This window comes from Actinomadura sp. NPDC000600, from assembly GCF_040492135.1.
Lineage (GTDB): Bacteria > Actinomycetota > Actinomycetes > Streptosporangiales > Streptosporangiaceae > Spirillospora.
Genome location: NZ_JBEUPD010000011.1, coordinates 211,718 through 237,063, shown reverse-complemented (window position 1 = coordinate 237,063; position 25,346 = coordinate 211,718). Strand labels below are relative to the sequence as shown.

The window sequence follows — 25,346 nt, the reverse complement described above, 5'->3', positions numbered from 1 at the left end:
CACCGCTGCCGGGGACGCCGTTTGGGGCGTCCCCGGTTCGTCTTTTCAGTCCGCCGAAGCCCGCCGCCCAGGTCGCGGCACTGTAACGAATCTCACTCGTGGTCATCCCTGTCGGGGCGCACGGCCGTCCCGCAAGCCCCGTTCTGACGGGCGTTCCCCCAGATTGGGGACTTCTCGCGGGGTATGTACCTCCTGATCTAGGGCAACCTTGTAGGTGAGAGGATGGCGGACAGCAGCCGAAGCCGGGGCAAAGGTTCTTTTTACGGCTGGTTGCGCCTACGATCCTCTGCGGACTGTTCCGGCACTTCAGGAGAACGACGTGCGCTTGCGTCTCACGCCGCGTGAGGACAGCTTCTACGACATGTTCGCCGACTCGGCGAACAACCTGGTCACCGGCGCCAGGTTGCTCGTGGAACTCATCAGCGACGGCGCCGACCGCGCGGCGATCGCGGAGAAGATGCGCGCCTGCGAGCATGCGGGCGACGAAAACACCCACGCGATCATGCGTCGGTTGAACGAAACGTTCATCACTCCGTTCGACCGCGAGGACATCTACCGGCTGGCCTCCACGATCGACGACGTCATGGACGAGATGGAGGAGGCCGCGGACCTCGTCGTGCTCTACAAGATCGACGAGTTCCCGAAGGGCGTCGTCCACATGGTCGAGGTCCTGGAGCGCGCCGCCGAGCTGACCGCCGAGGCCATGCCCCGGCTGCGCTCGATGAAGGAGCTCAACGAGTACTGGATCGAGATCAACCGGCTCGAGAACCAGGGCGACCAGGTCTACCGCAAGCTGCTGGCCCAGCTGTTCAGCGGCGAGTACGACACCCTGACCGTGCTGAAGCTGAAGCAGATCATCGACCGCCTCGAGGACGCCGCGGACGCGTTCGAGCACGTGGCGAACACGGTCGAGACCATAGCGGTCAAGGAATCATGAGCGCTGCCGAGGACCCCGGCGCCACCCTCACCCGCGAGTCCCCGGCCGGCGCCGAGACCCTGGGCGAGCAGGCGACCCGCCGGGTGTCCGGACGCGCCTGGCTGCTGCTGCTGGCGGGCGTGCTGGTCGTCATGATCGCGGGCGTGTTCGGCCTGCGCTCGGACGCCCAGCTGGCGGTGCTGGCCCTCGTCGTCGTGGTGGCCCTGGTGTTCGACTACACCAACGGGTTCCACGACGCGGCCAACGCGATCGCCACGGCGGTCTCGACCCGGGCGCTCACCCCGCGGGTGGCGCTCGGCATGGCCGCCGCGATGAACATGATCGGCGCTCTGCTCGGCGTCGGCGTCGCCAAGACGGTCAGCGAGGTCATCACGCCGCCGACCGGCCTGCACGGCCTCACCGTCGTCGCGGCCGGCGTGCTCGGCGCGATCACCTGGAACCTGATCACCTGGTACTTCGGGCTGCCGTCGTCGTCCTCGCACGCGCTGATCGGCGGGGTGGTGGGGGCCGGGCTGGCCTCGCTGTCGGACGTCAACTGGACCAGCGTGGTCGACAAGGTCGCGGTGCCGATGGTGCTGTCCCCGGTGGTCGGGTTCTGCCTCGCCTACCTGGCCATGGTCGCGATCCTGTGGATCTTCCGGCGGTCCAACCCGAGCCGGGTCGGCCGCCGCTTCCGCATCGCGCAGACCATGTCGGCCGCGTCCCTCGCGCTCGGCCACGGGCTGCAGGACGCGCAGAAGACGATGGGCATCATCGTCCTCGCGCTGGTCACGACCGGGCACTCGGACGGCAAGACCGTCCCCTGGTGGGTCATCATCGCCTGTGCGGGCGCGCTGTCGGCCGGAACCTACGCGGGCGGCTGGCGCATCATGCGCACGCTGGGCCGCAAGGTGATCGAGGTCGATCCGCCGAAGGGCTTCGCCGCGGAGGCGACCGCCTCCCTCGTGCTCTACGCGACCGCGTTCATCTGGCACGCTCCAATCTCCACCACCCACACGATCACTTCGGCGATCATGGGGTCGGGCGCCACCAAGCGGCTCTCCGCGGTCCGCTGGGGCGTCGCGGGCAACATCCTGATCGCCTGGGTGCTCACGATGCCCGCCGCCGGGGCGGTCGCGGCGATCGTCTACTACGTCGTCCACTTCTTCGGCGCGTGACATCCGGGGCCCGCCCCCGAGCGAAATGCCGAGCGGACATGCGTGTGGCCCGTGCCCCGGCGCCTGAGGCGCCCGGACACGGGCCACACCTGTGATCGATCACCTACCGGAGATCATCACTTGCCGGAGATGCGGTCCAGCGCGGGCGGGGAGATCGTGCCCTGCGCGGCGAAGTAGGCGACGAACGTGTCCAGGTCGATGGCGCCGAGGACCTGGTCCTTGCCCTCGGTGAAGACGCTGAAGCCGTCACCGCCGCCGAGGAGGAAGTTGTTCGCCGCGACCTTGTAGACGGCGGCCGGGTCGACCGGGGTCCCGCCGATGGTGATCGCCGAGACGCGGTCGCCGACCGGCCTGGTGCGGTCGATGGTGAAGTGCAGGTTCGCCGACGGCTGGAGGATCTTCTCGCCCGCCGGCGTCCACTGCTGCTCCAGCAGGGCGTCGAGCTGCGCGCCGGTCAGCGACGTCACGCCCATCACGTTGCTGAACGGCTGCACGGCGAACGCCTCGCCGTAGGTGACGACGCCGTCGCCCTCAGAGCCGCTCGCCTTGTAGACGAGGTCGGTGCGGACGCCGCCCGGGTTCATCAGCGCGACCTGGGCGCCGAGGTCCTTGGTCCCGGCGAGCTGGCCGTCCGCGATGACGTCGCCGAGCGCGGTCTCGCCCGCGGCGGAGGGGGCCCGGGTCAGATCGGCGGTGATCTTGCCGATGGGCTTGTCGGCGATCACGGAGACCCGGTCCTTCCAGGTCTGCACGAACCGCTGGGTCGCCGGGTCCGGCGGGACGTCCCGCGTCACGACGTGGTTGTCGCCCGTGACCGAGGACCGGACGATGTCGCCGGTGCGCCGGTCCACCTTGAGGTTCACCTCGGTGATGACGCGGCCGAAGGACGAGCCGGAGGAGAACAGCCGCGGGTTGCCCGCGGGGTCCTTGACCGAGCAGACGTACTGCTGGTGGGTGTGACCGGTCAGCACCATGTCGATCTCGGGGTCGGCCTGCTGGGCGATGCGCGTCCCGGCGCCCGGCACGACGCCGCACTCGTCCGGCCGCGAGCCGGACTTGACCTGGTCGCCCTCGTGCACGAGCAGGACCATCGCGCGGACGTGCCGGCGCTTCAGCTCGCGCGCGGCGCGGTTCGCCGCCTCGACCTCGTCCTGGAACTTGAGGTCCTTGATGCCCTCGGCCGTGACGATGCTCGGGGTGGTCTTGGTGACGACGCCGATGATGCCGATCCGGACGCCGTTGACGCGGCGGATCGTCCACGGCCTGATGGCGGGCCGGTCGTTCTTCTTCAGCAGGACGTTCGCACCGAGGTAGTCGAACTTCGCGCCGCTCCAGGTGCCCGCGGGGGAGCAGCCGTCGACCGGGTGGCAGCCGCCGTTCTGGATGCGGAGCAGCTCCTGGTAGCCCTCGTCGAACTCGTGGTTGCCGACCGCGGACGCCGTGACGCCGGCGTCGCCGAGGAACTGCACGGACGGCTCGTCGTGGTAGGCGGCCGAGATCAGCGGCGAGGCGCCGATCAGGTCGCCCTGCGCGACGGTGAGGGTGTCGCGGTTGCGCAGCTGCTTGAGGTGGGCCGCGATGTAGGCGGCGCCGCCGGCGGGGACGGCGTTGCCGTTCTCGTCGATGGCCGTGCCCGAGCTTCCGGAGGGGGGTTCGAGGTTGCCGTGGAAGTCGTTCAGGGCGAGAAGCCGCACGGACGCGGTCGGCGCGGGGCGCGCGGCGGCGGGTTGCGCGGCCACGCCCACGACCGTCAGCCCCGCCGCGGCGCAGGCCAGGAAGGTGCGTCGTCGAATCATTCTGAGGACGGTAGATTCGCTCGGCATCCAGTACCCGGCGGCCTGATGACGTTTCTATGACGAATTGACCAGGGGACATGCTCTCTGGGGGGTTCGCTTGGCGTGTGCGTTACGTCGGTCGCCGTCGGCATAGGCTGTGGACCGTGAGTGAGGTGCGGGCGCGCGGGACGCTGGGGGACGGAGAGGTCGCCGAGGTGCTGGCGCTGGCGCTGGCCGCGACCGAGGCCGACGGTGTGGGGCCGTTGTCGGAGCACGCTCTGCTGGCCCTGCGGGGCGGCCGGTCCGGGCTCGCGGTGTCCGACCGGGGCGCGGTCGTGGCCTACGCCCATTTCGATCCGGCCTCCGGGGAGGAGCCCGCCGCGGGGGAGCTGGTCGTCCATCCCGAGCACCGGCGCCGGGGGCACGGGCGGGCGCTGCTGCGCGCCCTGCGGGACGAGGCCGGCGGGCCGCTGCGGGTGTGGGCGCACGGTGATCTTCCGGCCGCCGCCGCGCTCGCGTCCGCCGAGCGGATGGAGCGGGCCCGCGCGCTGTTCCAGATGCGGCGCCCGGCCGCCGATCCGCTGCCGGAGGCGCGCGCCGCCGAGGGCGTGACGATCCGGACCTTCGAACCGGGCCGGGACGAGGGCGCGTGGCTGGAGGTGAACGCCCGGGCGTTCGCCGACCATCCGGAGCAGGGCGCCTGGACGATGGCCGACGTCCGCGAGCGCGAGGCCGAGGACTGGTTCGACCCGGCCGGGTTCTTCCTCGCCGAGCGGGACGGGCGGCTCGCCGGGTTCCACTGGACGAAGGTGCACCCGGGCGGGATCGGCGAGGTCTACGTCGTGGGCGTCGCCCCGGACGCGCAGGGCCTCGGGCTCGGCCGCACGCTCACCCTGCGGGGCCTGCACCACCTGCGCGACATCGGCATGGACCAGATCATGCTGTACGTGGACGAGTCGAACGCCGCGGCCGTCCGCCTCTACGAGTCGCTGGGCTTCACCCGCCACGCCGTGGACGTCATGTACGCCACCACCGCGTAGCTTCCCGGGCCGCGCAGCACCCGACCGCGCGGCACTCGACCCGCGCAGCGCCTGCGACCTGGGAAAACCCGCGGGTACCCGCATCCCGGCGGGCCAACCCTCCTTGGGGCGGCCTCGACCGGGATTTTGGGCTTCTGAGCTGCACTGTTAACCCCGTGTCCACGACATATCGGGACATTCTTCGTAACTCTGCTCGCCCGCGTTCATTCGCCGTTCACCTGGATCGGGGCGGCTGGTCACCTCGCCTGCTTAGCGTCGTTTTCGACGGCGAACCCGTCGTCCGGTCGACATGGGCCGGGGCGGCTCGGGGGACCCGCCCGACGAAACTCAAGGAGACCCTCCGGTGAAGAACGGTTCCCGACTCGCTGCCCTGGGCGGTGTAGTCGTCGCGGGGGCGCTGGCCCTCTCCGCTTGCGGAAGCGACAACAACACGACGGCGAGTTCGAGTGCTGCGCCGTCCGGCGACATCGACTGCGCCAAGGCCAGCGTCAACGCGGCCGGCTCCAGCGCGCAGAAGAACGCGATGGAGGAGTGGACGAAGCTCTACTCGTCCAAGTGCGCGGGCGCCAACCTGAACTACAACCCGAGCGGCTCGGGCGCCGGCATCCAGGCGTTCACGAGCGGCCAGGTGTCGTTCGCCGGCTCGGACTCGGCGCTGAAGCCCGAGGAGGCCCCCGCCGCGCAGAAGCGCTGCCAGGGGAGCAACGCGCTCAACCTGCCGATGGTCGTCGGCCCGATCGCGGTCGTCTACAACGTGAAGGGCGTGGACGGCCTCAAGGTCTCGCCCGAGACGCTCGCGAGCATCTTCTCCGGCAAGATCAAGACCTGGAACGACCCGGCGATCGCCAAGGAGAACGACGGCGCCAAGCTGCCGTCCGAGCCGATCAAGCCGGTCTACCGCTCGGACGAGTCCGGCACCACGGACAACTTCACGGACTACCTGCACAACACGGCGCCGAAGATCTGGACGTGGGAGAAGGCCAAGAAGTGGCCGAACTCCACCGGCCAGGGCGCGCCGAAGTCCGACGGCGTCAGCAGCCAGGTGAAGAGCACCGAGGGCTCGATCTCCTACGTGGAGATGTCCTACGCGACGAACAACCAGCTGCAGACCGCGCACGTCAAGAACGGCGCGGGCGAGTTCACCGAGCTGTCGCCGGACAGCGCGTCCAAGGCCGTCGCCGGGGCGAAGGTCGTCGGCACCGGCAACGACGTCGCGCTGAAGATCGACTACTCGACCAAGGAGCCGGGCGCCTACCCGATCGTCCTGGTCACCTACGAGATCGCGTGCGAGAAGGGGCTGCCGGCCGAGCAGGCCAAGTTCGTCAAGTCCTTCCTCACCTACACCTCCAGCGCGGACGGCCAGAAGATCCTGACCGACAAGGGTTACGCGCCGCTCCCGCAGAGCGTGCTGACCAAGGTCCAGGCGTCCGTCAAGGCCCTGTCCTGACAGCAGAAGACGGAAACCGCAGCCCCGCCGCCGACGACCTCGGCGGCGGGGCCGCCGCGGGTTCCGCCGACATGATCGAAGGAGGACGTCCCGTGACGAGCGAGACCGGTGTCCGGGCGGCCGCCGGCGTCGACCGCCGTGCGGCCGGGATGCGGATGAGCACCGGACGGGCCGGAGACAAGATCTTCGTCTCGGCGGCCCGCGGCTCCGGCATCACCGTGCTGCTGATCATGGCCGCGATCGCGGTCTTCCTCGTGTGGAAGGCCATCCCGGCCCTGCAGGACAACAAGGCGAACTTCCTCACCGCCGAGGAGTGGAACCCGAACGCGGCCCCGCCGAGGTTCGGCATCGCGCAGCTCGCGTTCGGGACGGTCGTCTCGTCGCTGCTGGGCATGCTCATCGCGACCCCGGTCGCGGTGGGCATCGCGCTTTTCATCTCCTTCTACTCGCCGCGGCGGCTCGCCTCCGGGCTCGGGTACGTCGTGGACCTGCTCGCGGCGGTGCCCAGCATCGTCTACGGGCTCTGGGGCCTGGCGTTCCTGTCGCAGCACATGGAGGGGATCAGCAAGTTCCTGAACGGGGCGCTCGGCTGGATCCCGCTGTTCGGCGGCGACTCCCCGGGCAAGAGCTCGATCTTCACCGCCTCCGTGGTGCTCGCGATCATGATCCTGCCGATCATCTCGTCGATCTCCCGCGAGGTGTTCCTGCAGGTGCCGCGGGCCAACGTGGAGGCCGCGCTCGCGCTCGGCGCCACCCGCTGGGAGACGATCCGGATGGCGGTGCTGCCCTACGGCCGCTCCGGCATGATCGGCGGCGCCATGCTCGGCCTCGGCCGCGCCATGGGCGAGACGATCGCGGTCGCGATGGTGCTGACCTTCGTCCCCGGGATCAACTGGCACATCCTGGAGAACGGCGGCGCCACGTTCGCGTCCAACATCGCCAACAGCTTCGCCGAGGCGTCCGTCACCGGCCGCGGGGCGCTCATCGCCTCCGGTCTGGTGCTGTTCGTGATCACCCTGCTCGTGAACATGGCCGCCCGCGCGGTCGTCGCGCGCCGGAAGGAGTTCGTGTGACCGCCGTCTCTACCGGCAAGCCCCGGCCCGGCGCCCGGCTCGCCCCGGTCTCCGCCGGACGCAAGATCAAGGACCGGGTCGTCCAGGGCCTGGTCTACCTCGCGTTCGCGCTGGCGCTCATTCCGCTGGTGTCGGTGCTGTGGACCGTGATCGTGAACGGCGCCAAGCGCCTCGACCCGACGTTCTTCCAGTTCTCGATGAACGCCGTCAGCGGCAGCGACGCCGGCGGCGGCGCCTACCACGCGATCATCGGCACCCTGGAGCAGGTGCTGATCACCAGCCTGATCGCCGTGCCGATCGCCGTGCTCACCGCCGTCTACCTGGTGGAGTACGCCGGGAACGGGCGGCTCGGCAAGCTGATCAGCTTCACCGTGGACGTGATGACCGGCATCCCGTCGATCGTCGCGGGCCTGTTCGTGCTGGCGCTGTGGCTGCTGACGTTCGGCTTCGACTTCTCCGGGTTCGCCGGCTCCCTCGCCCTGACGATCCTCATGATCCCGACGGTGGTGCGGGCGACCGAGGAGATGCTCAAGCTCGTCCCGAACGACCTGCGCGAGGCGTCCTACGCGCTCGGGGTGCCGCGCTGGCGGACGGTCTGCTTCGTCATCCTCCCGACCGCCATGACCGGCATCGTCACCGGCGTGATGCTGGCCGTCGCCCGCGTGATGGGCGAGACGGCGCCCCTGCTGCTCACGATCTTCTTCACCAAGGCGATCAACAACGATCCGTTCAACGGCGCGCAGGCCTCGCTGCCGACCTTCATCTGGGAGCAGGCCGCCGACCCCAACCAGAACTCGATCGACCGGGCCTGGACGGGGGCCCTCGTGCTGATCGGGATCATCATGCTGCTCAACCTGGTCGCCAGGCTCGTCGCGCGGCGCACGGCGCCGACAGGGCGCTGACCCCTCCGATCGGCTCGCAGAGCCCGCTGACCCAGAGAAAGGAACCCTGACCCCATGGCCAAGCGGATCGAGGTATCCGGGCTGCACGCCTACTACGGCGGCGTCCACGCCATCGAGGACATCTCGATGACGATCGAGCCGCGCTCGGTGACGGCTTTCATCGGGCCGTCGGGCTGCGGCAAGTCCACGTTCCTGCGCACCCTGAACCGGATGCACGAGGTCATCCCGGGCGCCCGCGTCGAGGGCAAGGTCATGCTGGACGACGAGGACCTGTACGACTCGGCCGTCGACCCGGTCGCGGTGCGGCGCGTCGTCGGAATGGTCTTCCAGCGGCCCAACCCGTTCCCCACCATGTCGATCTACGACAACGTGGCGGCCGGGCTGAAGCTGAACGGCGTCCGCCGCAAGGGCCGGTTGGACGAGGTCGTCGAGGAGTCGCTGCGCGGCGCCAACCTGTGGAACGAGGTCAAGGACCGGCTCGGCAAGCCCGGCGCCGGCCTGTCGGGCGGGCAGCAGCAGCGTCTCTGCATCGCGCGTGCGATCGCCGTCCAGCCGCAGGTGCTGCTGATGGACGAGCCGTGCTCGGCGCTCGACCCGATCTCCACCCTCGCGATCGAGGACCTGATCGAGAAGCTGAAGACGCAGTACACGATCGTCATCGTCACGCACAACATGCAGCAGGCGGCCCGGGTCAGCGACCGCACCGCGTTCTTCAACATCGCGGGGACCGGCAAGCCCGGCAAGCTCATCGAGATCGACGACACCAGCAAGATCTTCGCGAACCCGGAGCAGAAGGCCACCGAGGACTACATCACCGGCCGCTTCGGCTGACCGCCCGACCCTCAGGGCCGGCGGGTGCTGGTCCTTTGGGTCAGGGACCATGGCGCCGGCCGGGAGTCCGGCTCCCGGCCGCCGAGGATCGCCCTGGCGCAGGCCGCGCCCTGGTCGCGTAGGGATTGGGCGACCGTGGTCAGGCCCAGTGGTGCTGCCACCGCCGCGTCGTCCCAGCCGGTGACCGCCACGTCGCCGGGGACGGCACGGCCGGCCGCGTGCGCCGCTTGAACGACCCCGGACGCCTGCTGGTCGCTCATCGCGGCGATCGCGTCGGGCGGCTCCGCGGAGGTCAGGAGGGCCGTTGCGACGCGCTCCGCCTCTGCGGCGTCGTTGCGCGCGCATACGGCGACGGTCACGTCATGCCAGGCGGTCCCGGCGGCTTCGGCCGCCTCTCGATATCCCTCCAGGCGCTCGCGCGTCACCGGGAACAGGACGTCGGGGAGCTCCGCGCCCTTGGTGATCGAGGTCGTCCGGTCCCGGGAGAGCGGGAAGCTCACGATGGCCGGACGCGCGGCGCCCGCGAAGGCGACGGCGCCGACCGCTCGGGCCGCCGCGCGGTTGTCGATGCTCACCAGGCCCATCCCGTCCACCGCAGGGCCGCCGTGGACCACCGCGGGACGCTTCGTCGCCCGGACGGCCGCGAGGACGGGGTCGTCGTCGGACGTCGTCCACACGACGAACCCGTCGACGGCGGCGTCGGTGATCCGGGAGACGTCGTCGGCGGCGCCCGTGATCGGCACGATGGTCATGCCGTAGCCGTGATCGGCGCAGACGTCGGCGATCCCCGCCAGGAAGGACACCGCCTCCGGGTCGTCGAACGCGTAGCTCAGGTGCTCGCCCATCACGACGCCGAGCGTGCGGGTGCTGCCCCGGCGCAGGGACCGGGCGCTCGGGTCGGGGCCCGGATAGCCGAGGCGGGTCGCGGCGGCCAGCACCTTCGCCCGCGTCCGGTCCGATACGCGGTTCGGCCGGTTGTAGGTGTAGCTGGCGGTCATCACCGACACACCGGCCAGTTCCGCCACCTGGGCCAGGGTCGCCCGCTTCGCGCCTCGGGAGGGTTCCATGGCCCTCAGTTTAGATGTGTATCGTTACACAAATGAGTGTCGGCAATCGGATGACGTTCCGGGCATACCTGGGCTTCGGGATGTTCGGAGCGTTCTGGGGGGTGTGGGGCGCCTCGGTGCCGCGGCTCCAGGAGCAGGCAGGCGTCGGGGACGGCGGGCTCGGCTTCGCGCTGCTGTTCGTGGGCGCGGGGGCCCTCCCGGCGATGCTCCTGGCCGGACGTGCGCTGGATCGCCGGGGGCCCGGAGTCGCGGGCGCGGCCCTCGCCGCTCTCGGCGGCGCTGGAGTCCTCGTGGCGTTCACCGCTGTGAACCTGGCGAGCCTTTGCGTCGGGTTGGCCGTGGTGGGGGCTACCAGTGGGGCGGCCGACGTGGCCATCAACGCGGTCGCCGGGCGGGCCGAGAAGGCCGCCGGAAGGCCCGTCATCACCCGTGCCCACGGTGTCTTCTCCAGTCTGGTGGTGCTGGCGAGCCTTGCGACCGGGCTGGTGTCGTCGCTGCCGATCGCCGTTCCGTTCGCTGTCGTGGCCGCTGTCTGTTCGGGGACGAGTGTCGGCTTCAAGGCGGGTGCCGTGCCGGGGGCACGGTCTCGGCAGGTCGGGGCGCCTCCTGAGGAGGACGTCGTCCGGCAGGAGGCGGCGGTGCCGCTCGGGCGGCGCCGGACGGTCCCGTTGGTGCTCGTCGGGGTGCTGGGGGCGTTCGCGTTCGCCAGCGAGAACGCCCACCAGAGCTGGAGCGCGGTCTTCCTCCACGACGAGTTCCACGCCGGTGGGCTGAGCGCCGTCGCGCCCGCCGTCTTCGCGGGGACGGTCGCGATCACACGGTTCGCGGCGGGCGGGCTGACCGCCGTCCGCGGCGTCCTTCTCGCGGGGGCGGCGGGGGCCGCGGGCGGGGCCGCCGTCATCGCCGCCGCGCCCACCCCGGCGGTCGCCGGGGCCGGGCTCGCGCTGGCCGCCGCCGGGACGGCCGTGCTGTTCCCGACGCTGCTCCGCCTGGTCGCGCGGAACGTCGACGAGGACCGCCGCGGGCGCGCGACCTCGGTCGTCACGACCGTGTCCTACCTCGGGTTCCTCGCCGGGCCGGTCTACGTCGGGCTGTGGGCGGACGCCGTGGGGCTGCGCGGGGCCATGGTCGCGGTCGCGGCGCTCGCGGTCGCCCTCCTCGTCCTGACTCCGCCGCTGCTCCGCCTCAGCGGCTTCGGCGGCGCGGCACGGGACGGTCAGGCGCGGGCGGGAGTCTTCTCCTCGGCGTCGCCCGGGCGGTGGTCGGGGACGAAGCGGTAGCCGACGTTGCGGACGGTGCCGATCAGGGACTCGTACTCGGCGCCGAGCTTGGCGCGCAGGCGGCGGACGTGCACGTCGACGGTGCGGGTGCCGCCGAAGTAGTCGTAGCCCCAGACCTCCTGGAGGAGTTGGGCGCGCGTGAAGACGCGGCCCGGGTGCTGCGCCAGGTACTTCAGCAGCTCGAACTCCTTGAACGTCAGGTCGAGGACGCGGCCGCGGAGCCGGGCCGTGTAGGTGGCCTCGTCGATCGTGAGGTCGCCGCTGCGGATCTCGCCCGGGACCTCGTCGGCCTCCGCTCCGGCGGCGGCGCGCCCGACGGCGAGGCGGAGGCGGGCCTCGACCTCGGCGGGGCCGGCGGTCTGGAGCAGCACGTCGTCCAGGCCCCATTCGGGGCTCAGCGCGGCGAGCCCTCCCTCGGTGACGATCGCGAGCAGCGGGCAGTCGAGTCCGGTGGTGCGCAGCAGGCGGCACAGGCTCTTGGCCTGGACCAGCTCGCGGCGGGCGTCCACCAGCACGACGTCGGCCGGTGGCGCGTCGATGAGCGCGGACGCCTCGGCGGGCGCGACGCGCACGGAGTGCAGCAGAAGTCCGAGCGCCGGCAGGACCTCGTCCGAGGGTTCCAGCGCGTTGGTCAGCAAGAGCAAGCTGCTCAAATGCCGCCTCCCGTCTCTAAAAAGACGTAGGACCCAGGCGGCTCACCCTCCAGCCCCGGCACACGGCCAGCGGCTCGAAGACGAGGTGACCATGAAGGGCCTTTCGGATGAACTCCATGGCCTCGTCGCCCGGATCCCTCACCCCTGAGCATAACCGAGGTGGCCCCGGCGTCCATGGCGCGACCTGGCCGGACCGTGTCAGCGGGGGATGAGAGCCTGTATCCATGGCCAAGGGAACGATCCGGTACTGGGCGGCCGCCAAGGCGGCGGCGGGGACCCATGAGGAGCCGTACGACGCGGTGACGCTGGCGGACGCGCTGGCCGCCGCCATGGACGCGCGCGGCGACGAGTTCGCCCGGGTCGTGGGCAGGAGTTCGTTCCTCATCGACGGGGACCCGGTCGGGACCCGCCCGCACGCGACCGTGGCCCTGCCGGAGGGCGCTGTCGTGGAGGTGCTTCCGCCCTTCGCGGGCGGTTGAGCTCACCGCCGGAGGTCACGGTGGGTGGTCGGCGTCACGGTCAGTGACTGGGTGCGCATAAGGTGGTTGATCTCACAACGGGGTGATTTTTCGGTCTCAGAGGTCATCCTCCGGTGCGACCCCTTGCGGGCGGTTCGTTCACTAAGGTGTGGCGGGCGCGTGCCGCAGGCCGAAGGAGAGACATGCGGAAAGTACTGCTGGTCCTGCTGGTCCTGGTCGCCGCGGGGCTGGTCGCCGCGGACCGGATCGGGGTCCGGGTCGCGGAGGACAAGATCGGTGAGCAGGTCGCCGCGCAGTACAACCTGCAGGAGCGGCCGGACGTCACGATCCACGGCATCCCGTTCCTGACCCAGGCGGTCGGCGGCGAGTACAAGCACATCGAGGTGGGCATCGGCGACTGGACGCAGCAGGGCGTGACCGTCACCGGCGTCAAGGTCGACATGCGGGGCGTGGACGCGCCGCTGTCGGAGGTCACCAAGGGCAGCGCCGCCGACGTCACCGCGCGCACCGCGACCGCCTCGGCCGTCGTCCCCTACGACGTGATCCAGAAGCGGGCGCCCAAGGAGGTCAAGCGGATCGGGCCGAAGGGCGACGACCTGTCGGTCGACCTGACCGGCAACGTCCTCGGCGTCCAGTTGGCCGGCACCGCTGTCGTGCAGGTCAAGCCGACCGCGAAGGGCATCGCGATCTCGCCCGTGTCGGTGGGGTCGAACGGCGCGGCGCAGATCCCGCTGGCGCTGGTGAAGCCGCAGCTCACCTGGACCGTGCCGGTCTCCGACCTGCCCGTCGGGTCGCGGATCAGCCAGATCCAGCCCACGCCGGAGGGGCTGCGCGTGGCCGCGACCGCCGAGAACGTCCGGCTGAACGACCTGCAGGCGCCCACCGGGCAGTGATCCCCGCCCCCCCGGGAGAGTGATCCCCGCCACGCCGGGAAGAAGCGGCGGGGGCGCGGGGTTGTACGGGCGATGATCGGAGCAGTGGTCGCCGCGTGCGTCCTCCTCGCGGCCACGGTGTTCGGCCTGGTGAGGCGGCGCCGTGACGGCGTGCTGCGCGCCCGGCGGGAGAGGGGCGGCGAGGTGGGCGAGACCGTCGGCGCGGACGAGCTGGGCGCCGAGCTCGGCGAGAAGGCCACGCTGCTGCAGTTCTCCAGCGCGTTCTGCGCGCCGTGCCGGGCCACCCGCCGCGTCCTCGGCGAGGTGAGCCAGATGGTGGAGGGCGTCGTCCATGTCGAGCTCGACGCCGAGGCGCATCTCGACCTCGTCCGGCGGCTGAACGTCGTCCGCACTCCGACCGTCCTCGTCCTGGACGCCACCGGACGCGTCGTCCGGCGCGCGGCCGGAGCCCCCCGCAAACCCGACGTCATCGCCGCTCTCGGGGAGGCCATCACATGATCCACTACGTGAGCGGCGCCCGGATGACCTGCGCTAAGACGAATGTCACTGTCTCGCAAGGCGAGACGGATGTGACAGCCCGTGGATTGTCGGCTTAACATCGTGTCCGTGCGTTACTGGACAGAGCAGATGCTCACGAAGCGCCGCGCGGTCGACTTCTGCCGCGTGGCCGCCTCGCTCTGTCGTATGGCCTGAGGCATCGAGCCCGTCCGCCCCCCGAGCAAACTTCGTCTTCTAGCTCGTACGCACGCTTCCACTCCGCCAGGAGCACCCCGATGCAGGTTGATCCGCGTGGGCAGCGCTTCGTCGCGTCCGTCACCACGGTCATCCTCATCGCCGTGCTGGTGACCGGAAGCTGGGCACTGCTCGCCGCTCAGGCCGTCGTGTTCGCCATCGCGACCTTCCTCGGCCTTCGGTACGCCCCGTACGGACTGGTGTTCAGAGTGCTCATCCGTCCCCGGCTCGCTCCCCCCAGGGAACTGGAGGACGAGGCCGCGCCCCGCTTCGCGCAGGGTGTCGGGCTCGCCTTCGCCCTCGTGGGCACGGCCGGGTACGCGACGGGGACCACCTGGCTCGGCATCGGTGCCACCGCCCTCGCGCTGGCGGCGGCGTTCCTGAACGCGGCGTTCGGGTTCTGCCTCGGCTGCGAGATGTATCTGCTCATCCGCCGCATCACCGCGAAAGTCCGCTCCGAAGGGAAGGTTCCCGCATGAGCCGCTCAGACGTCCTGGTGGACACCGACTGGGTCGAGGCCCACCTGGACGACCCCGGGCTCGTGCTCGTCGAGGTCGACGAGGACGTGTCCGCCTATGACAAGGGCCACATCCGTGGCGCCGTGAAGATCGACTGGAAGACCGAGCTGCAGGACCCGGTCCGCCGCGACTTCGTGGACAGGACCGGCTTCGAGCAGCTGCTGTCGAGCAAGGGCATCGCGAACGACGACCTCGTCATCCTGTACGGCGGCAACAACAACTGGTTCGCCGCGTACGCGTACTGGTACTTCAAGCTGTACGGCCACGACAAGGTGAAGCTCCTCGACGGCGGCCGCAAGAAGTGGGAGCTCGACTCCCGCGAGCTGGTCACCGACGTCCCGACCCGTCCCGCGACCCAGTACAAGGCCAAGGACCAGGACCTGGCCATCCGCGCCTTCCGCGACGAGGTCGTGGACGCGATCGGCAAGCAGAACCTGATCGACGTCCGCTCGCCGGACGAGTTCAGCGGCAAGCTGCTCGCCCCGGCGCACCTGCCGCAGGAGCAGTCGCAGCGCGCCGGCCACGTGCCGACCGCGGCCAACATCCCGTGGTCGAAGGCGGCCAACGACGACGGCACCTTCAAGTCCGACGAGGAGCTCCGCGCCCTCTACACCGAGGCCGGGGTCGACCTGAACAAGGACACCATCGCCTACTGCCGCATCGGCGAGCGCTCCTCGCACACGTGGTTCGCCCTGCGCGAGCTGCTGGGTCTGGAGAACGTGAAGAACTACGACGGCTCGTGGACCGAGTACGGCTCGCTCGTCGGCGTGCCGATCGAGCTCGGCGCAGGCAAGTAAGTCCGCCAGCACAGTCCGGCAGCACCACACTTGGAGGAACCATGACCCAGGGCTGCGCAGCGCCCGAGCAGACGGCGCACCTTCCGGCGACCGTCGACCTGACCAACGAGGCCGTCATCCAGGGGACCGTCACCCGTGACGGCGTCCCGGTGTCGAGCGCCTACGCCCGCCTGCTCGACTCGTCCGGCGAGTTCACCGCCGAGGTGGTGACGGGCGAGGAGGGCGTGTTCCGGTTCTTCGCCGCCGACGGCGACTGGACGGTCCGCGTCCTGGCGGCCGGCGGCGTGAGCGTCGACACCGCCGTCACCGCGAAGACCGGCACGGTCGCCGGCCTCGAGGTCGCGATCTGACCGGCATGATCTGATCGGCATGATCTGATCGGCGCCGGCCGACCGGTGCCGTCCGACCCGCGCCCGGGTCCGCGAACCCCGTCGTCCCCCCATCGGGACGGCGGGGTTCGTTACGATCGGCGCGATGTCCGCTCTGTCCGCGCGTTCCCCGCTGGTCCTCCCCTGGGCGACGCTGAAGCTCGCGGGGCGGTTCGTCCTGCCGCTCGCCCTGTGGTTCACCGTGGGGGAGCTGCTGCGCTACGGCGCGATGTACGCGGGCTACCGGCTCGGCGCGATGAAGGGCCTCGCGGCGAACGTCGCGCCGATCACCACCGTCGGCCTGCTGGTGGTGATCACCCTGGCGGTGACGGTGCTGATGGTGCACAGCGTCCGGGAGGGCCTGGACGTGGTCACCGCCCGCGACTCCGGCGGCGGCCTCACGCCGTGGGCGGTGGGCAACGAGGAGTCGGTGCTCGGCGCGATCGGCCGCGCCGCGCTTCCGTTCGTCATCTTCTACCTGGCGTGGGGCAAGCAGGGCGAGGACGCCCGCGAGTTCGCGGGCATGGCCGCGAGCCGCGGGTTCGCCGAGGGCGGTTTCGATGGGCAGCTCAAGGGCGCCGGGATGCTGCTGACGATGGAGCGGCACCTCGGCCTCGCGATCGGCCTCACCGCGGGCCTGTTCGTGCTGAAGGTGCTCGCGGAGTGGCGGCTCGAGGAGCGGCTGCCCCGCGCGATCGGCGCGCTGGTGGCGTTCCTGGAGATCAACTTCGCGCTGTTCGGCATCTTCACGATCGACCATCTGCGCGGCGAGGGCGTCGACTGGTTCACCGCGCGGCAGGCGTGGGCGTGGGTGGACGGCGCGACGGGACCCGTCCTCGACCTGTGGCCGCCGTTCAAGGACGCCGTGCTCGGCGCGCTGATCTGGCTCGTGATCGCCGGGGTGGTCCTCGGGCTGGACGCGGGGGACGAGCGGGTCGTGCTCGGCGGGAGCCGCACGGCGCGGCGGCTGGCCCGCGCCGGCGGGATCGACCGCTCGGGCAGCCCCCGGGAGCTGCTGACCCGCGGGTTCCGTGAGATGTGGCTGCCCGCCTGGTACGGGCTGCGGCTGGTGCGCCGGTCGGGACTGATGCCGTTCGCGGTGTTCTGCCTGCTGTTCGCCGGCCTGGACGTGGCGGAGGAGGCCTCCCGCCGGGTCGTCTACGAGCTGATCGGTCCGCACGAGGTGACGTGGTGGATGCGGGCGCTGCCGTTCGTCGGGTATGGGACGGGCCTGGTGTTCGAGATCCTGCGCGTGTGCCTGCTCGCGGCGGCGTTCAACCTGGTGATGGCGCGGGTCAGCGCGAGAACCGCAGCGAAACCTGCGGGGCCCCCGGCTTCCGTGACGTCTTCGGCGCCCGGATCTCCAGTTCCAGCGAGTCCGCCATGGCGCGGGGCACCGTCCCCCTGACGGTCACGGCCATGGCGACGCCCGCCGCCGGCTCGCGCGTCCGCAGCGCCGTCGCCGACCACGCGCGGCCGTCGTCGTCGCGGAACCGGTAGACCAGGCCGTAGGCGCCGACCGCCTTGGCGCTCGCCGCGTCGGACGGGCGGACGGCGAGCTGCAGCCGCAGTTCCGTCACGTCGCCCTGGGCCTTGCCCAGCGGTGCGGCCTTCTGCCGTCCGAAGACCTTCCATCGCGCGCCGGCCAGCTCACCGATCCGTCCCTCCGCGACGGTGGTGACCTTCTCCGGCGGATCCAGGTTCTTGCGGACGGTGCGGGTGTCGTCCGCCCAGTGCACGACGAGGTACGCCGACATCGCGCACACGAGTGCGATCGCCTGGACGACGCGCCGGTCCCTCGGCCGCAACCGGGACCGGTCGGACGGGGTGGGGAGCGGGATCCCGTCGGGGTGGGTGTCGGCGGCGGTCACGGGCCGTCCGCCCTGACCTTGTAGCGCTCCGGGGCGCCGCGCAGCAGCGCCGCCGCGCGGTCCGCGGTGAGGCCGAGGTCGATGTCGGCCGCGGCGGACAGCTGCGGCAGCAGACCGCCGGTCCCGACGACGAGGTGCGCGCCCGCCACCCGGTTCCTCGGCAGCTCGAACAGGAACGTCGCGGGCGTCCAGATCATCGGCTCGAACGTCGGCTGCGCGCCCGCGGAGGCCGACCCGGTCCGCGGGTCCTCCCGGAACGTGTAGCCGCCGGGCGTCTCCAGGACGGCGGAGGACAGCTGGAGCGGCTCCTCCCGGCTCGTCGCCCGCAGCCGCACGACGAGGTAGACGCCGTCCGTCCCGACCGGCGGCGGGTTGCCGAGGCTGAGGCTCGGCTCCAGCGACCGCGCCGCGTCCACCCGCTCGACCCGGACGCTGAAGTACCGGGTCGCGACCTCCTCGCCGACCGCACCGCCGGTCCGGATCGGGTCCAGCTCCGCGGCCCGCACCTGGGGGCGGACGGAGTGCAGCCACATCGCGCCGGCGAGCAGGAGCGTCCCGCCGACGCCGGCGCCCGCCCGCAGCAGGATCTCGCGGCCGTTCACCGCGGGCTCACCGGGAGGGTGAGGCGGCCCGCGAGCTCGTCGCTCTTCGGGTCGACCAGCCAGTTGTAGTCGTCGTCGGTGAACCCGTGCTCGTACTCCCACTTGCGCAGGCCCACGGTCAGTTCGGTGGGCGCGTCGGCCGGTCCCATCTTCCACATCGCGGACGCCTCGACCGGCAGCCCCGGCTGCGTCGTGCCGGTCTTCGAGCCGCCCGCGACGCCCTCCACGTCGTCGGGCTTCAGCCACTTGCCGGCCTTGGTGAGCGCGACCACGCCGTCGGACAGGCCGCCGATGCCGAGCGACTCGGTCTCCTGGCCCTTGTTGAGCACCCGCAGCCGCACGATGAGGCGGCGCTCCCTGCCGGCGCCGAAGCCGCCCTCGACCTGCCCGATCCGCGCGTCGTGGACGGTCACCTCGAACAACCCCAGGTCGAGAGGCTTGCCGGGCTTCGCGGCGGGCTGCTTGGGCGTCTCCTTGAACCCGCCCGTCACCCACAGCACCGGGACCAGGATGGCCGCCACTCCCGCGGCCGCGGCGGGCGCTAGCCATCGCGGCCGCGGCGCGCGGCGCGCGGGACCTGCCGGGGGAGGGGGAGCCGGTGCGGAGGGCAGCACGCGCCAGATCGTAACGCGCCCGGTCCCAACGCACGGGATCGGGAGCGCGCCGGTCGTGTCCGGGACGGCGTGATCTGTACGCTGCTGATCCCTTAGAGTCGTGTGGTTCGCACACGTCAGGAGAGACGAGGAATGCGCGGAGGGCGAATCGCGGCGGGCACCGCAAGCCTGGCCCTGACGTCCGTTCTGGCGTTCGCCCCGGCGGCCGCCGCGGCGCCGGCGGACCGGCCCCAGGCGGCGCCGACGACCACGGCGAAGCCGACGGCCACCAAGAAGCCGCAGGCCACCACCAAGCCGAAGCCGACGCGGCGGCTTCCGACGCAGGCCCCGGCGCCCAAGTGCAACGAGCAGATCGGGCAGCCCGCGTCGGCGATCACGGTCGAGCCGTGGGCGCAGCGGCGGCTGGACTTCGAGCAGGCCTGGCCGATCACCCGCGGCCGGGGCGTGACCGTCGCCGTCGTCGACAGCGGCGTCAACGCGAGCCATCCGCAGCTCAAGGGCAAGATCGCGGCGAGCTACGACGCGACCGGCAGCACCACCGACGACTGCCTCGGGCACGGCACGGAGGTCGCGGGCATCATCGCCGCGACCGACATGCGCGCCCGCAACGTCCCGTTCGTCGGCGTCGCGCCGCAGGTCAGGCTGCTGAACGCCAAGTTCGCCAGCGGCGAGAGCACGCAGGACAACTCGCTCCTGCCGAAGGCCATCGACTGGGCCGTCGCCCACGGCGCGAAGGTCATCAACGTGTCGTCGGCAGCGCCGGACACGCCCGCGCTGCGCAGGGCCGTCGAGGGCGCGCAGAAGCACGACGCGCTCATCGTCGCCGCCGCGGGCAACGTCACCCAGGACCAGCGGGGCAAGGAGAGCGCCGCCTACCCGGCGAGCTACAAGGGCGTCCTGTCCGTCGCCGCGGTGGACGAGGCGGGCACCATCACCGGGTTCTCCAACCAGAAGACCCGCATCGACGTCTCGGCGCCCGGCCAGAACGTCATCTCGACCCTCGGCAAGGGCTACGTCGGCGGCCTGCAGGGCACGAGCTTCGGCGCCCCCTACGCGGCCGGCGTCGCCGCCCTCGTCCGCGCCCGGCACCCCAAGCTGAACTACCAGCAGGTCATCAACCGGATCCTCATCACGGCGGAGGGCGGCAACGGCTCGGGCAGCGGGCACGGCATGATCAGCCCGCTCCAGGCCGTGTCGGCCCTGGTCGATCCGAACGCCTCGCCCGGCGCGGTGCAGGCTCGCCCGCTGAGCGGCGCCGTCCCGATCGCGAAGCCGGCGCCCGTCGACCACCGGGCCCGCACGATCGGGATGGCCGTGGCGGGCGGCGCCCTCGCGCTCGCGCTGTGCGTCGCGTTCGCCGGGGCGATCATCCCGATGGGCCGCCGGCGCGGCTGGCGCCCGGGCCGGGCGGTCATCCCCGCCGAGGAGAGCGACTGACCCCGGACGGGTCAGGGTTTGACGGCGGACGCCAGGACCATCGGCAAGGCCAGGAACAGCCGGTCGCGTGCGGCGCGCTCCCGCTGATCGGCGAGCCACGCGTCGGCCTCCTCGCCGGTGATGTCCCCGCCGGTGCGGCACGCCTCGACGAGGTTGGCCAGTACGGGCAGCGCCTCTTCATCGGTGAGCACGGCGGTGTGGACCTCGACGGCCGCGTCGCGGAAGCCGGCGTCCAGCAGCAGGTTGCGGTACCGGCGGGCGGCCCGCGGGGACGGTAGCCGGTCGGCGCGCGCGTGCACGATCGTCCGGGTGAGTTCCGGGTGGGCCGAGTCCACGACGAACGCGTCCCAGTCCTGGCCGCACAGCACGGCGCGTCCGCCGGGGGACAGGACGCGCCACGCCTCGGCGACGGCCGCGGCGGGTTCGGGAAGGGCGTGCAGGACCTTGTCGGCCCGGTAGCCGCCGAGTTCGCCGTCCCGGAACGGCAGCGCCGTCGCGTCGCCGAGGCGGAAGTCGCCGCCTGCGAACCGGTCGCGCGCCATCGCGAGCATCTTCTCGCTCAGGTCGACCCCGACGGCCCGCGCGCCCAGCGCGGCCATCTCGGCGACCGCGCGTCCGGTGCCGCAGCCGACGTCCGCCACGGGCATGCCCGGAGCGACGTCGAGCAGTTCGTAGGAGCGGGCCCGCAGCCGCGTGGCGTCCGGCTTGGCGTCGTGGGCGTCGAGCAGGGCGATGAGTTCTTCGATCGGGGTCGGCATGGCGCCCATGCTGCGACTTCAAGCCGACTTGAAGTCAAGCCCGGACCGCGGAACGCGGAACGCCCCGGGCTCGTGGGCCCGGGGCGTTCCGCGTTCCCGCCGGTTACTGCTGCTGGCCGTAGAAGGCCGTCTGGATGAGGCGCTTGCCGCTGCGGCGGTCGGCGTGGGTGCCGCGGCCCGGGGGCAGCGGGCTCGGCCGCACGTCGAACAGGTTGCCCTCGTCCTTGTTGCCGGACATGATCAGCGCCGGGCTGGCCATGTCCTTCAGCCGCTGCAGGACCGGGTCGAACATCGCGCGGCCCGCCCCGCCCATGGTGCGGGACAGGATCACGTGCATGCCGATGTCGCGGGCCTGCGGCAGCAGCTCGGCCAGCTGCGCGAGCGGGTTGCCGGACGGGGTGGCGACCAGGTCGTAGTCGTCCACCACCAGGAACAGCTCCGACCCGCTCCACCACGACCGGTTGCGCAGCTGCTCGGGCGTCAGGTCGGACGGAGGGAGCCGGTTGACCAGGGCGCCGTGGACGTCCTTCATCAGCCCGCCCGCGGCCGTCGAGGACGCCGCGAACCCGATGACGTGCTCGCTCTCCGCGGAGTCCAGCAGTGCCCGGCGGTAGTCGAGCATGATGATCCGCGCCTCGTCGGTGGTGTACCTGGCCTTGATCGACTCGACGATGAGCCGCAGCAGGTTGGACTTGCCGCACTCGTTGTCGCCGAGGACGACGAAGTGCGGGTCGTTCTCGAAGTCCAGCAGGACGGGGGACAGCGTGTCCTCGTCGATGCCGATCGGGATGCGCTTGCCGGTCTCGGCGACGGCGGGCAGCGACGCGGCCGGCAGCACGTCCGGCAGCATCCGCACCGGCGGCGCGGGCGGCCGGCCCTGCCAGCCGGCCTGGATCGTCTGCACCAGGTGCCGGACGCCGTCGGTGAGGTCGCCCGCCGAGGCGCGGCCGTCGACGCGGGGCAGCGCGCCGAGGAAGTGCAGGCCCTCGCGGGTGAGGCCGCGGCCCGGACGCCCCTCGGGGACGTTCGAGGCGAGCTTGCGGTCCATCTCCGACTCGTAGGGGTCGCCGAGCTTCAGCTCCAGCTTCGTCGTGAGCAGGTCGCGGATCGTCAGCCGGAACTCCGACCACTTGTTGGTCGAGGCGACGACGTGGATGCCGTAGCCGAGGCCGCGCGCGGCGAGGTCGGTGACCGTCGCCTCGACGGCCTCGAACTCCTGCCGGACGGTCAGCCAGTTGTCGACGACGAGGAACACGTCGCCGAAGCCGTCCCCGGCGATCTGCCCCTCGGCCCGCATCCGCCGGTAGGCGGCGATCGAGTCGATGCCCCGCTCGGTGAAGAACCGCTCCCGCGACTCCAGCAGCCCCGACACCTCCGCGACCGTGCGCCGGACGCGGTCGGGGTCGAGGCGGCTCGCGACGCCGCCGACGTGCGGCAGGTCGGCCAGCGCGGCGAGCGCGCCGCCGCCGAAGTCCAGGCAGTAGAACTGCACCTCCTGCGGCGTGTGCATCAGCGCGAGCGAGGTGATCAGGGTGCGCAGCAGGGTCGACTTGCCGGACTGCGGGTTGCCCGCCACGCCGATGTGGCCGGCGGCGCCGGACAGGTCCAGCCACATCGGGTCGCGGCGCTGGTCGAACGGCTTGTCCACGATGCCCGCGAAGGCGTGCAGCCGCCCCCGGCCGTCCCAGCCGGCCGTCGTGAAGCCGAACTCCGGCGTCTGCTGGAGGTTCGGCAGCACCTGGTCGAGGGTGGACGGATCCTCCAGCGGCGGCAGCCAGATCTCGTGCGGCTTCGGGCCGTGCCCGGCGAGCTGCTTGACGACGAGGTCGAACAGGCTGATCTGCGGGCCCTCGTCCTCCTTGCGGCCCTGCTGCTGCTGCGCCTGCTCCTGCATCTGCGGCCGCACGTACGCGGGCGTGAACGGGACGATCTGCGCGAGCTGCCGCGGCCCCTGCGGCGACTCGTCCGCCCGGCCGTCCTCCGGCTTGTACGGGCCCGAGACGTAGGCCGCGCGGAACCGCGTCATCGTCTCGGTGCCGATCTTCAGGTAGCCGTTGCCGGGCGCCTGCGGCAGCTCGTAGGCGTCGGGCACGCCGAGCACGACCCGCGACTCCGCCGAGGAGAACGTGCGCAGGCCGATCCGGTAGGACAGGTGCGTGTCCAGCCCGCGCAGCTTGCCCTCCTCCAGCCGCTGCGACGCGAGCAGCAGGTGGACGCCGAGCGAGCGCCCGAGCCGTCCGATCATGACGAACAGCTCGGCGAAGTCGGGCTTGGCGGACAGCAGCTCGGAGAACTCGTCCAGCACGACGAACAGGGTCGGCATCGGCTTGAGCGGCGCGCCCTGCTCGCGGGCCTTCTCGTAGTCGCGCAGCGAGGCGTAGTTGCCGGCGGCGCGCAGCCACTCCTGGCGCCGCACCATCTCGCCGTGCAGCGCGTCGTACATGCGGTCGACGAGCGGGAGCTCGTCCTCAAGGTTCGTGATGATGGCCGAGACGTGCTGGAGGCCGTCCATGCCGAGGAACGTCGCGCCGCCCTTGAAGTCGACGAGGACGAAGTTCAGCACCTCGGACGAGTGCGTCATCGCGAGGCCGAGCACCAGCGTGCGCAGCAGCTCCGACTTGCCGGAGCCGGTCGCGCCGATGCACAGGCCGTGCGGGCCGTAGCCGCCCTGGGCGGCCTCCTTGATGTCCAGCTCGATCGGGCGGCCGTCGGCGTCCAGGCCGATCGGCACCCGCAGCCGGTTGCGCGGCGCCCGCGGCTGCCACGCCTGCCGCGGGTCGATCCTGGCCGGGTCGGGGACGCCGAGCAGCGTCGTCAGCGTCGTCGCGGCCGACAGCGCGTCCAGCTCGGGGCCGGCGGCGGCGCTGGCCCGCAGCGGGGCGAGCTGCCGCGCGAGGCCGTCCGCCTGGACGTAGCTGAACTGGTCGGGCCGGCCGAGCAGGTTCGGCACGTCCTTGCCGGTGCGGTCGCGGCGCAGCATCGCCATCTTGTCGGGGGCGACCCGCAGCCGCAGCATCGTGTTGTCGGCGGTCGGCGCGACGTGCCCGGTCAGGTCGATGACGCAGACGCCCTCGATGCCGTCCGAGCCGATCTGCGAGTCGGGGGTGACGGCGCCGCCGTCCACGATGACCACGTGGTAGGGCAGGTCGCTCTGCTGGAGGCCGGGGGTGAACCGGGCCCGGTCCTTCACCTCGGTGCCGAACATCCGCTCCAGCTCGGCGAGGCTGCCCGCCATCAGCCGGACCGGTCCCGCCGCGTCCGTCACCGTGGGGTGCATCGTGTGCGGCAGCCACTTCATCCAGTCCCAGTGCGGCATCGCGTCCGGCGACGCACACACGCTGACCCGCATGTCGTCGGGCGAGTGGAACGCGGTGAGCTGCGCGATCATCGCGCGGACCATGGCGCGCACCGCGTCCATGTCGCCCATCGGCAGGATGCGCGCGAACGACGGCAGCGACACCGCCACCGGCAGGTTCGGCACCGTCGAGTGCGCCCGGACGAACCGGCGCAGCGCGCCCGCCGTCATCGGCTCCAGGTCCTCGATCGGGCGCGTCTCCGGCGGGATCAGCTGGACGGCGAGCTTCTGCGGCCCGGCGCCGATCCGCACGTTCCCGAAGTCGGGGTCGGTGGGGCGCCGCTCCCAGATCCGCGCGCTCATCACCAGCGACCACAGCGAGTCGGGGGACGGGCTGTTCCACTCCAGCGACTCGCGCTGCTGCTCGGCCGCGCGCCGCACCTTGCGCCGCACCTGCGACAGGTAGCGGAAGTAGTCACGGCGCGCACCGTTCAGCTTGAACTTGCGCTCGCCCGAGCCGCGGCCGATCTGGCCGAGCATCATGCCGCCCATGGCCAGCGCCATGCCGCCGCTGCTGATCATCATCATCGGGCTCCTGGTCCCGCCGCCCAGGAACATCAGCCCCATCATGACCGGCATGACGGCCATCGGCAGGTACATGAGCACGTTCTGCAGGCCGCCGCTCTGCATCTCCGGGATCTCCGGAGGCGACTCCAGCAGCAGCTCGCCCTTGGGGGCCGGCGGTGGTTTGCGGCGCTCCTTGCGCCTGACGAGGATCGTGCTCACCTCGGCGTTCCTCCGGGAGCTCTCACGCCGGGGC

The 25,346-nt window shown here is 71.7% G+C and carries 25 protein-coding genes; 17 read left to right on the top strand and 8 right to left on the bottom strand.

What is annotated here, in order from left to right:
* Window positions 1-319 precede the first annotated feature (319 nt).
* Both ABWI07_RS18800 and ABWI07_RS18795 read left to right on the top strand, forming a co-directional pair.
* Window positions 320-937, top strand: coding sequence for a DUF47 domain-containing protein (locus ABWI07_RS18800; protein WP_149263130.1), 618 nt, complete (start codon window positions 320-322; stop codon window positions 935-937).
* Window positions 934-2,094, top strand: a complete 1,161-nt coding sequence (locus ABWI07_RS18795) for an inorganic phosphate transporter (RefSeq protein WP_502912834.1) — start codon at window positions 934-936, stop codon at window positions 2,092-2,094. The genes ABWI07_RS18800 and ABWI07_RS18795 overlap by 4 nt, the downstream gene beginning before the upstream one ends.
* Before the next feature lie 116 nt (window positions 2,095-2,210).
* Here ABWI07_RS18795 and ABWI07_RS18790 read toward each other — a convergent pair whose 3' ends face one another.
* Window positions 2,211-3,890 carry a bifunctional metallophosphatase/5'-nucleotidase gene (locus ABWI07_RS18790; RefSeq protein WP_149263129.1) on the bottom strand — a complete coding sequence of 560 codons (1,680 nt, stop codon included), beginning with the start codon at window positions 3,888-3,890 and terminating at the stop codon, window positions 2,211-2,213.
* Between the two features lie 143 nt (window positions 3,891-4,033).
* Between ABWI07_RS18790 and mshD the strand changes: the two genes are divergently transcribed.
* From mshD to pstB, 5 genes are all read left to right on the top strand, one after another.
* Window positions 4,034-4,909, top strand: a complete 876-nt coding sequence (gene mshD, locus ABWI07_RS18785; RefSeq protein ID WP_353819274.1) for a mycothiol synthase — start codon at window positions 4,034-4,036, stop codon at window positions 4,907-4,909.
* A 343-nt stretch (window positions 4,910-5,252) separates the two neighbouring features.
* Window positions 5,253-6,356, top strand: coding sequence for a phosphate ABC transporter substrate-binding protein PstS (pstS, locus tag ABWI07_RS18780; RefSeq protein WP_149263127.1), 1,104 nt, complete (start codon window positions 5,253-5,255; stop codon window positions 6,354-6,356).
* A 92-nt stretch (window positions 6,357-6,448) separates the two neighbouring features.
* The gene (gene pstC / locus ABWI07_RS18775) at window positions 6,449-7,429 is read left to right on the top strand and encodes a phosphate ABC transporter permease subunit PstC (RefSeq protein ID WP_353819273.1); all 981 of its coding nucleotides are present in this window, start codon (window positions 6,449-6,451) and stop codon (window positions 7,427-7,429) included.
* Window positions 7,426-8,331, top strand: coding sequence for a phosphate ABC transporter permease PstA (gene pstA, locus ABWI07_RS18770; protein ID WP_353819272.1), 906 nt, complete (start codon window positions 7,426-7,428; stop codon window positions 8,329-8,331). The genes pstC and pstA overlap by 4 nt, the downstream gene beginning before the upstream one ends.
* Before the next feature lie 54 nt (window positions 8,332-8,385).
* Complete coding sequence (gene pstB, locus ABWI07_RS18765; protein ID WP_149263124.1) at window positions 8,386-9,162, top strand: phosphate ABC transporter ATP-binding protein PstB; 777 nt, start codon at window positions 8,386-8,388, stop codon at window positions 9,160-9,162.
* An 11-nt stretch (window positions 9,163-9,173) separates the two neighbouring features.
* Here pstB and ABWI07_RS18760 read toward each other — a convergent pair whose 3' ends face one another.
* The gene (locus ABWI07_RS18760; protein WP_353819271.1) at window positions 9,174-10,229 is read right to left on the bottom strand and encodes a LacI family DNA-binding transcriptional regulator; all 1,056 of its coding nucleotides are present in this window, start codon (window positions 10,227-10,229) and stop codon (window positions 9,174-9,176) included.
* A gap of 32 nt (window positions 10,230-10,261) precedes the next feature.
* Here ABWI07_RS18760 and ABWI07_RS18755 point away from each other — a divergent pair, with 32 nt between their 5' ends.
* Complete coding sequence (locus ABWI07_RS18755; RefSeq protein ID WP_353819270.1) at window positions 10,262-11,509, top strand: MFS transporter; 1,248 nt, start codon at window positions 10,262-10,264, stop codon at window positions 11,507-11,509.
* Here the strand turns inward: ABWI07_RS18755 and ABWI07_RS18750 are convergent.
* Window positions 11,446-12,162 (bottom strand): winged helix-turn-helix transcriptional regulator, encoded by a 717-nt coding sequence (locus ABWI07_RS18750; protein ID WP_353819269.1) that lies wholly within the window; start codon window positions 12,160-12,162, stop codon window positions 11,446-11,448. The two genes, ABWI07_RS18755 and ABWI07_RS18750, sit on opposite strands and share 64 nt — an antisense overlap.
* 224 nt (window positions 12,163-12,386) lie before the next feature.
* Here ABWI07_RS18750 and ABWI07_RS18745 point away from each other — a divergent pair, with 224 nt between their 5' ends.
* From ABWI07_RS18745 to ABWI07_RS18710, 8 genes are all read left to right on the top strand, one after another.
* A complete protein-coding gene (locus ABWI07_RS18745) occupies window positions 12,387-12,641 on the top strand; it encodes a MoaD/ThiS family protein (RefSeq protein WP_149263120.1) in 255 nt (84 codons plus the stop codon).
* 182 nt (window positions 12,642-12,823) lie between these two features.
* Entirely contained in the window at window positions 12,824-13,534 is a 711-nt protein-coding gene (locus ABWI07_RS18740) for an LmeA family phospholipid-binding protein (RefSeq protein WP_353819268.1), read from the top strand.
* Between the two features lie 183 nt (window positions 13,535-13,717).
* Window positions 13,718-14,032, top strand: a complete 315-nt coding sequence (locus ABWI07_RS18735; protein WP_375708356.1) for a TlpA family protein disulfide reductase — start codon at window positions 13,718-13,720, stop codon at window positions 14,030-14,032.
* Between the two features lie 129 nt (window positions 14,033-14,161).
* Window positions 14,162-14,227 (top strand): putative leader peptide, encoded by a 66-nt coding sequence (locus tag ABWI07_RS18730; RefSeq protein WP_353819285.1) that lies wholly within the window; start codon window positions 14,162-14,164, stop codon window positions 14,225-14,227.
* Window positions 14,228-14,307: 80 nt separating this feature from the next.
* Window positions 14,308-14,745 (top strand): DUF4395 domain-containing protein, encoded by a 438-nt coding sequence (locus tag ABWI07_RS18725; RefSeq protein ID WP_149263117.1) that lies wholly within the window; start codon window positions 14,308-14,310, stop codon window positions 14,743-14,745.
* Window positions 14,742-15,581, top strand: a complete 840-nt coding sequence (locus ABWI07_RS18720; RefSeq protein ID WP_149263116.1) for a sulfurtransferase — start codon at window positions 14,742-14,744, stop codon at window positions 15,579-15,581. Before ABWI07_RS18725 ends, ABWI07_RS18720 begins: the two co-directional genes overlap by 4 nt.
* Before the next feature lie 41 nt (window positions 15,582-15,622).
* Window positions 15,623-15,931, top strand: coding sequence for a DUF1416 domain-containing protein (locus tag ABWI07_RS18715; protein ID WP_353819267.1), 309 nt, complete (start codon window positions 15,623-15,625; stop codon window positions 15,929-15,931).
* 124 nt (window positions 15,932-16,055) lie between these two features.
* Window positions 16,056-17,357 (top strand): hypothetical protein, encoded by a 1,302-nt coding sequence (locus ABWI07_RS18710; protein WP_353819266.1) that lies wholly within the window; start codon window positions 16,056-16,058, stop codon window positions 17,355-17,357.
* On the opposite strand, the gene ABWI07_RS18705 is transcribed toward ABWI07_RS18710, so the two are convergent.
* Genes ABWI07_RS18705 through ABWI07_RS18695 form a run of 3 tightly spaced genes read right to left on the bottom strand, consistent with a single transcriptional unit; the run spans window position 17,245 to window position 19,036 of the window.
* Window positions 17,245-17,820 (bottom strand): hypothetical protein, encoded by a 576-nt coding sequence (locus tag ABWI07_RS18705; protein ID WP_149263113.1) that lies wholly within the window; start codon window positions 17,818-17,820, stop codon window positions 17,245-17,247. The genes ABWI07_RS18710 and ABWI07_RS18705 overlap by 113 nt on opposite strands.
* Window positions 17,817-18,422: a hypothetical protein gene (locus ABWI07_RS18700; RefSeq protein ID WP_149263112.1), complete on the bottom strand. Its 606-nt coding sequence runs from the start codon at window positions 18,420-18,422 to the stop codon at window positions 17,817-17,819. Before ABWI07_RS18700 ends, ABWI07_RS18705 begins: the two co-directional genes overlap by 4 nt.
* The gene (locus ABWI07_RS18695) at window positions 18,419-19,036 is read right to left on the bottom strand and encodes a hypothetical protein (protein ID WP_353819265.1); all 618 of its coding nucleotides are present in this window, start codon (window positions 19,034-19,036) and stop codon (window positions 18,419-18,421) included. The genes ABWI07_RS18700 and ABWI07_RS18695 overlap by 4 nt, the downstream gene beginning before the upstream one ends.
* Window positions 19,037-19,168: 132 nt before the next feature.
* Here ABWI07_RS18695 and ABWI07_RS18690 point away from each other — a divergent pair, with 132 nt between their 5' ends.
* Entirely contained in the window at window positions 19,169-20,473 is a 1,305-nt protein-coding gene (locus tag ABWI07_RS18690; protein WP_353819264.1) for a S8 family peptidase, read from the top strand.
* An 11-nt stretch (window positions 20,474-20,484) separates the two neighbouring features.
* On the opposite strand, the gene ABWI07_RS18685 is transcribed toward ABWI07_RS18690, so the two are convergent.
* Both ABWI07_RS18685 and eccCa read right to left on the bottom strand, forming a co-directional pair.
* Window positions 20,485-21,231, bottom strand: coding sequence for a methyltransferase domain-containing protein (locus ABWI07_RS18685; protein WP_353819263.1), 747 nt, complete (start codon window positions 21,229-21,231; stop codon window positions 20,485-20,487).
* A gap of 103 nt (window positions 21,232-21,334) precedes the next feature.
* Window positions 21,335-25,312 carry a type VII secretion protein EccCa gene (gene eccCa, locus ABWI07_RS18680; RefSeq protein WP_353819262.1) on the bottom strand — a complete coding sequence of 1,326 codons (3,978 nt, stop codon included), beginning with the start codon at window positions 25,310-25,312 and terminating at the stop codon, window positions 21,335-21,337.
* Between the last annotated feature and the right edge of the window lie 34 nt (window positions 25,313-25,346).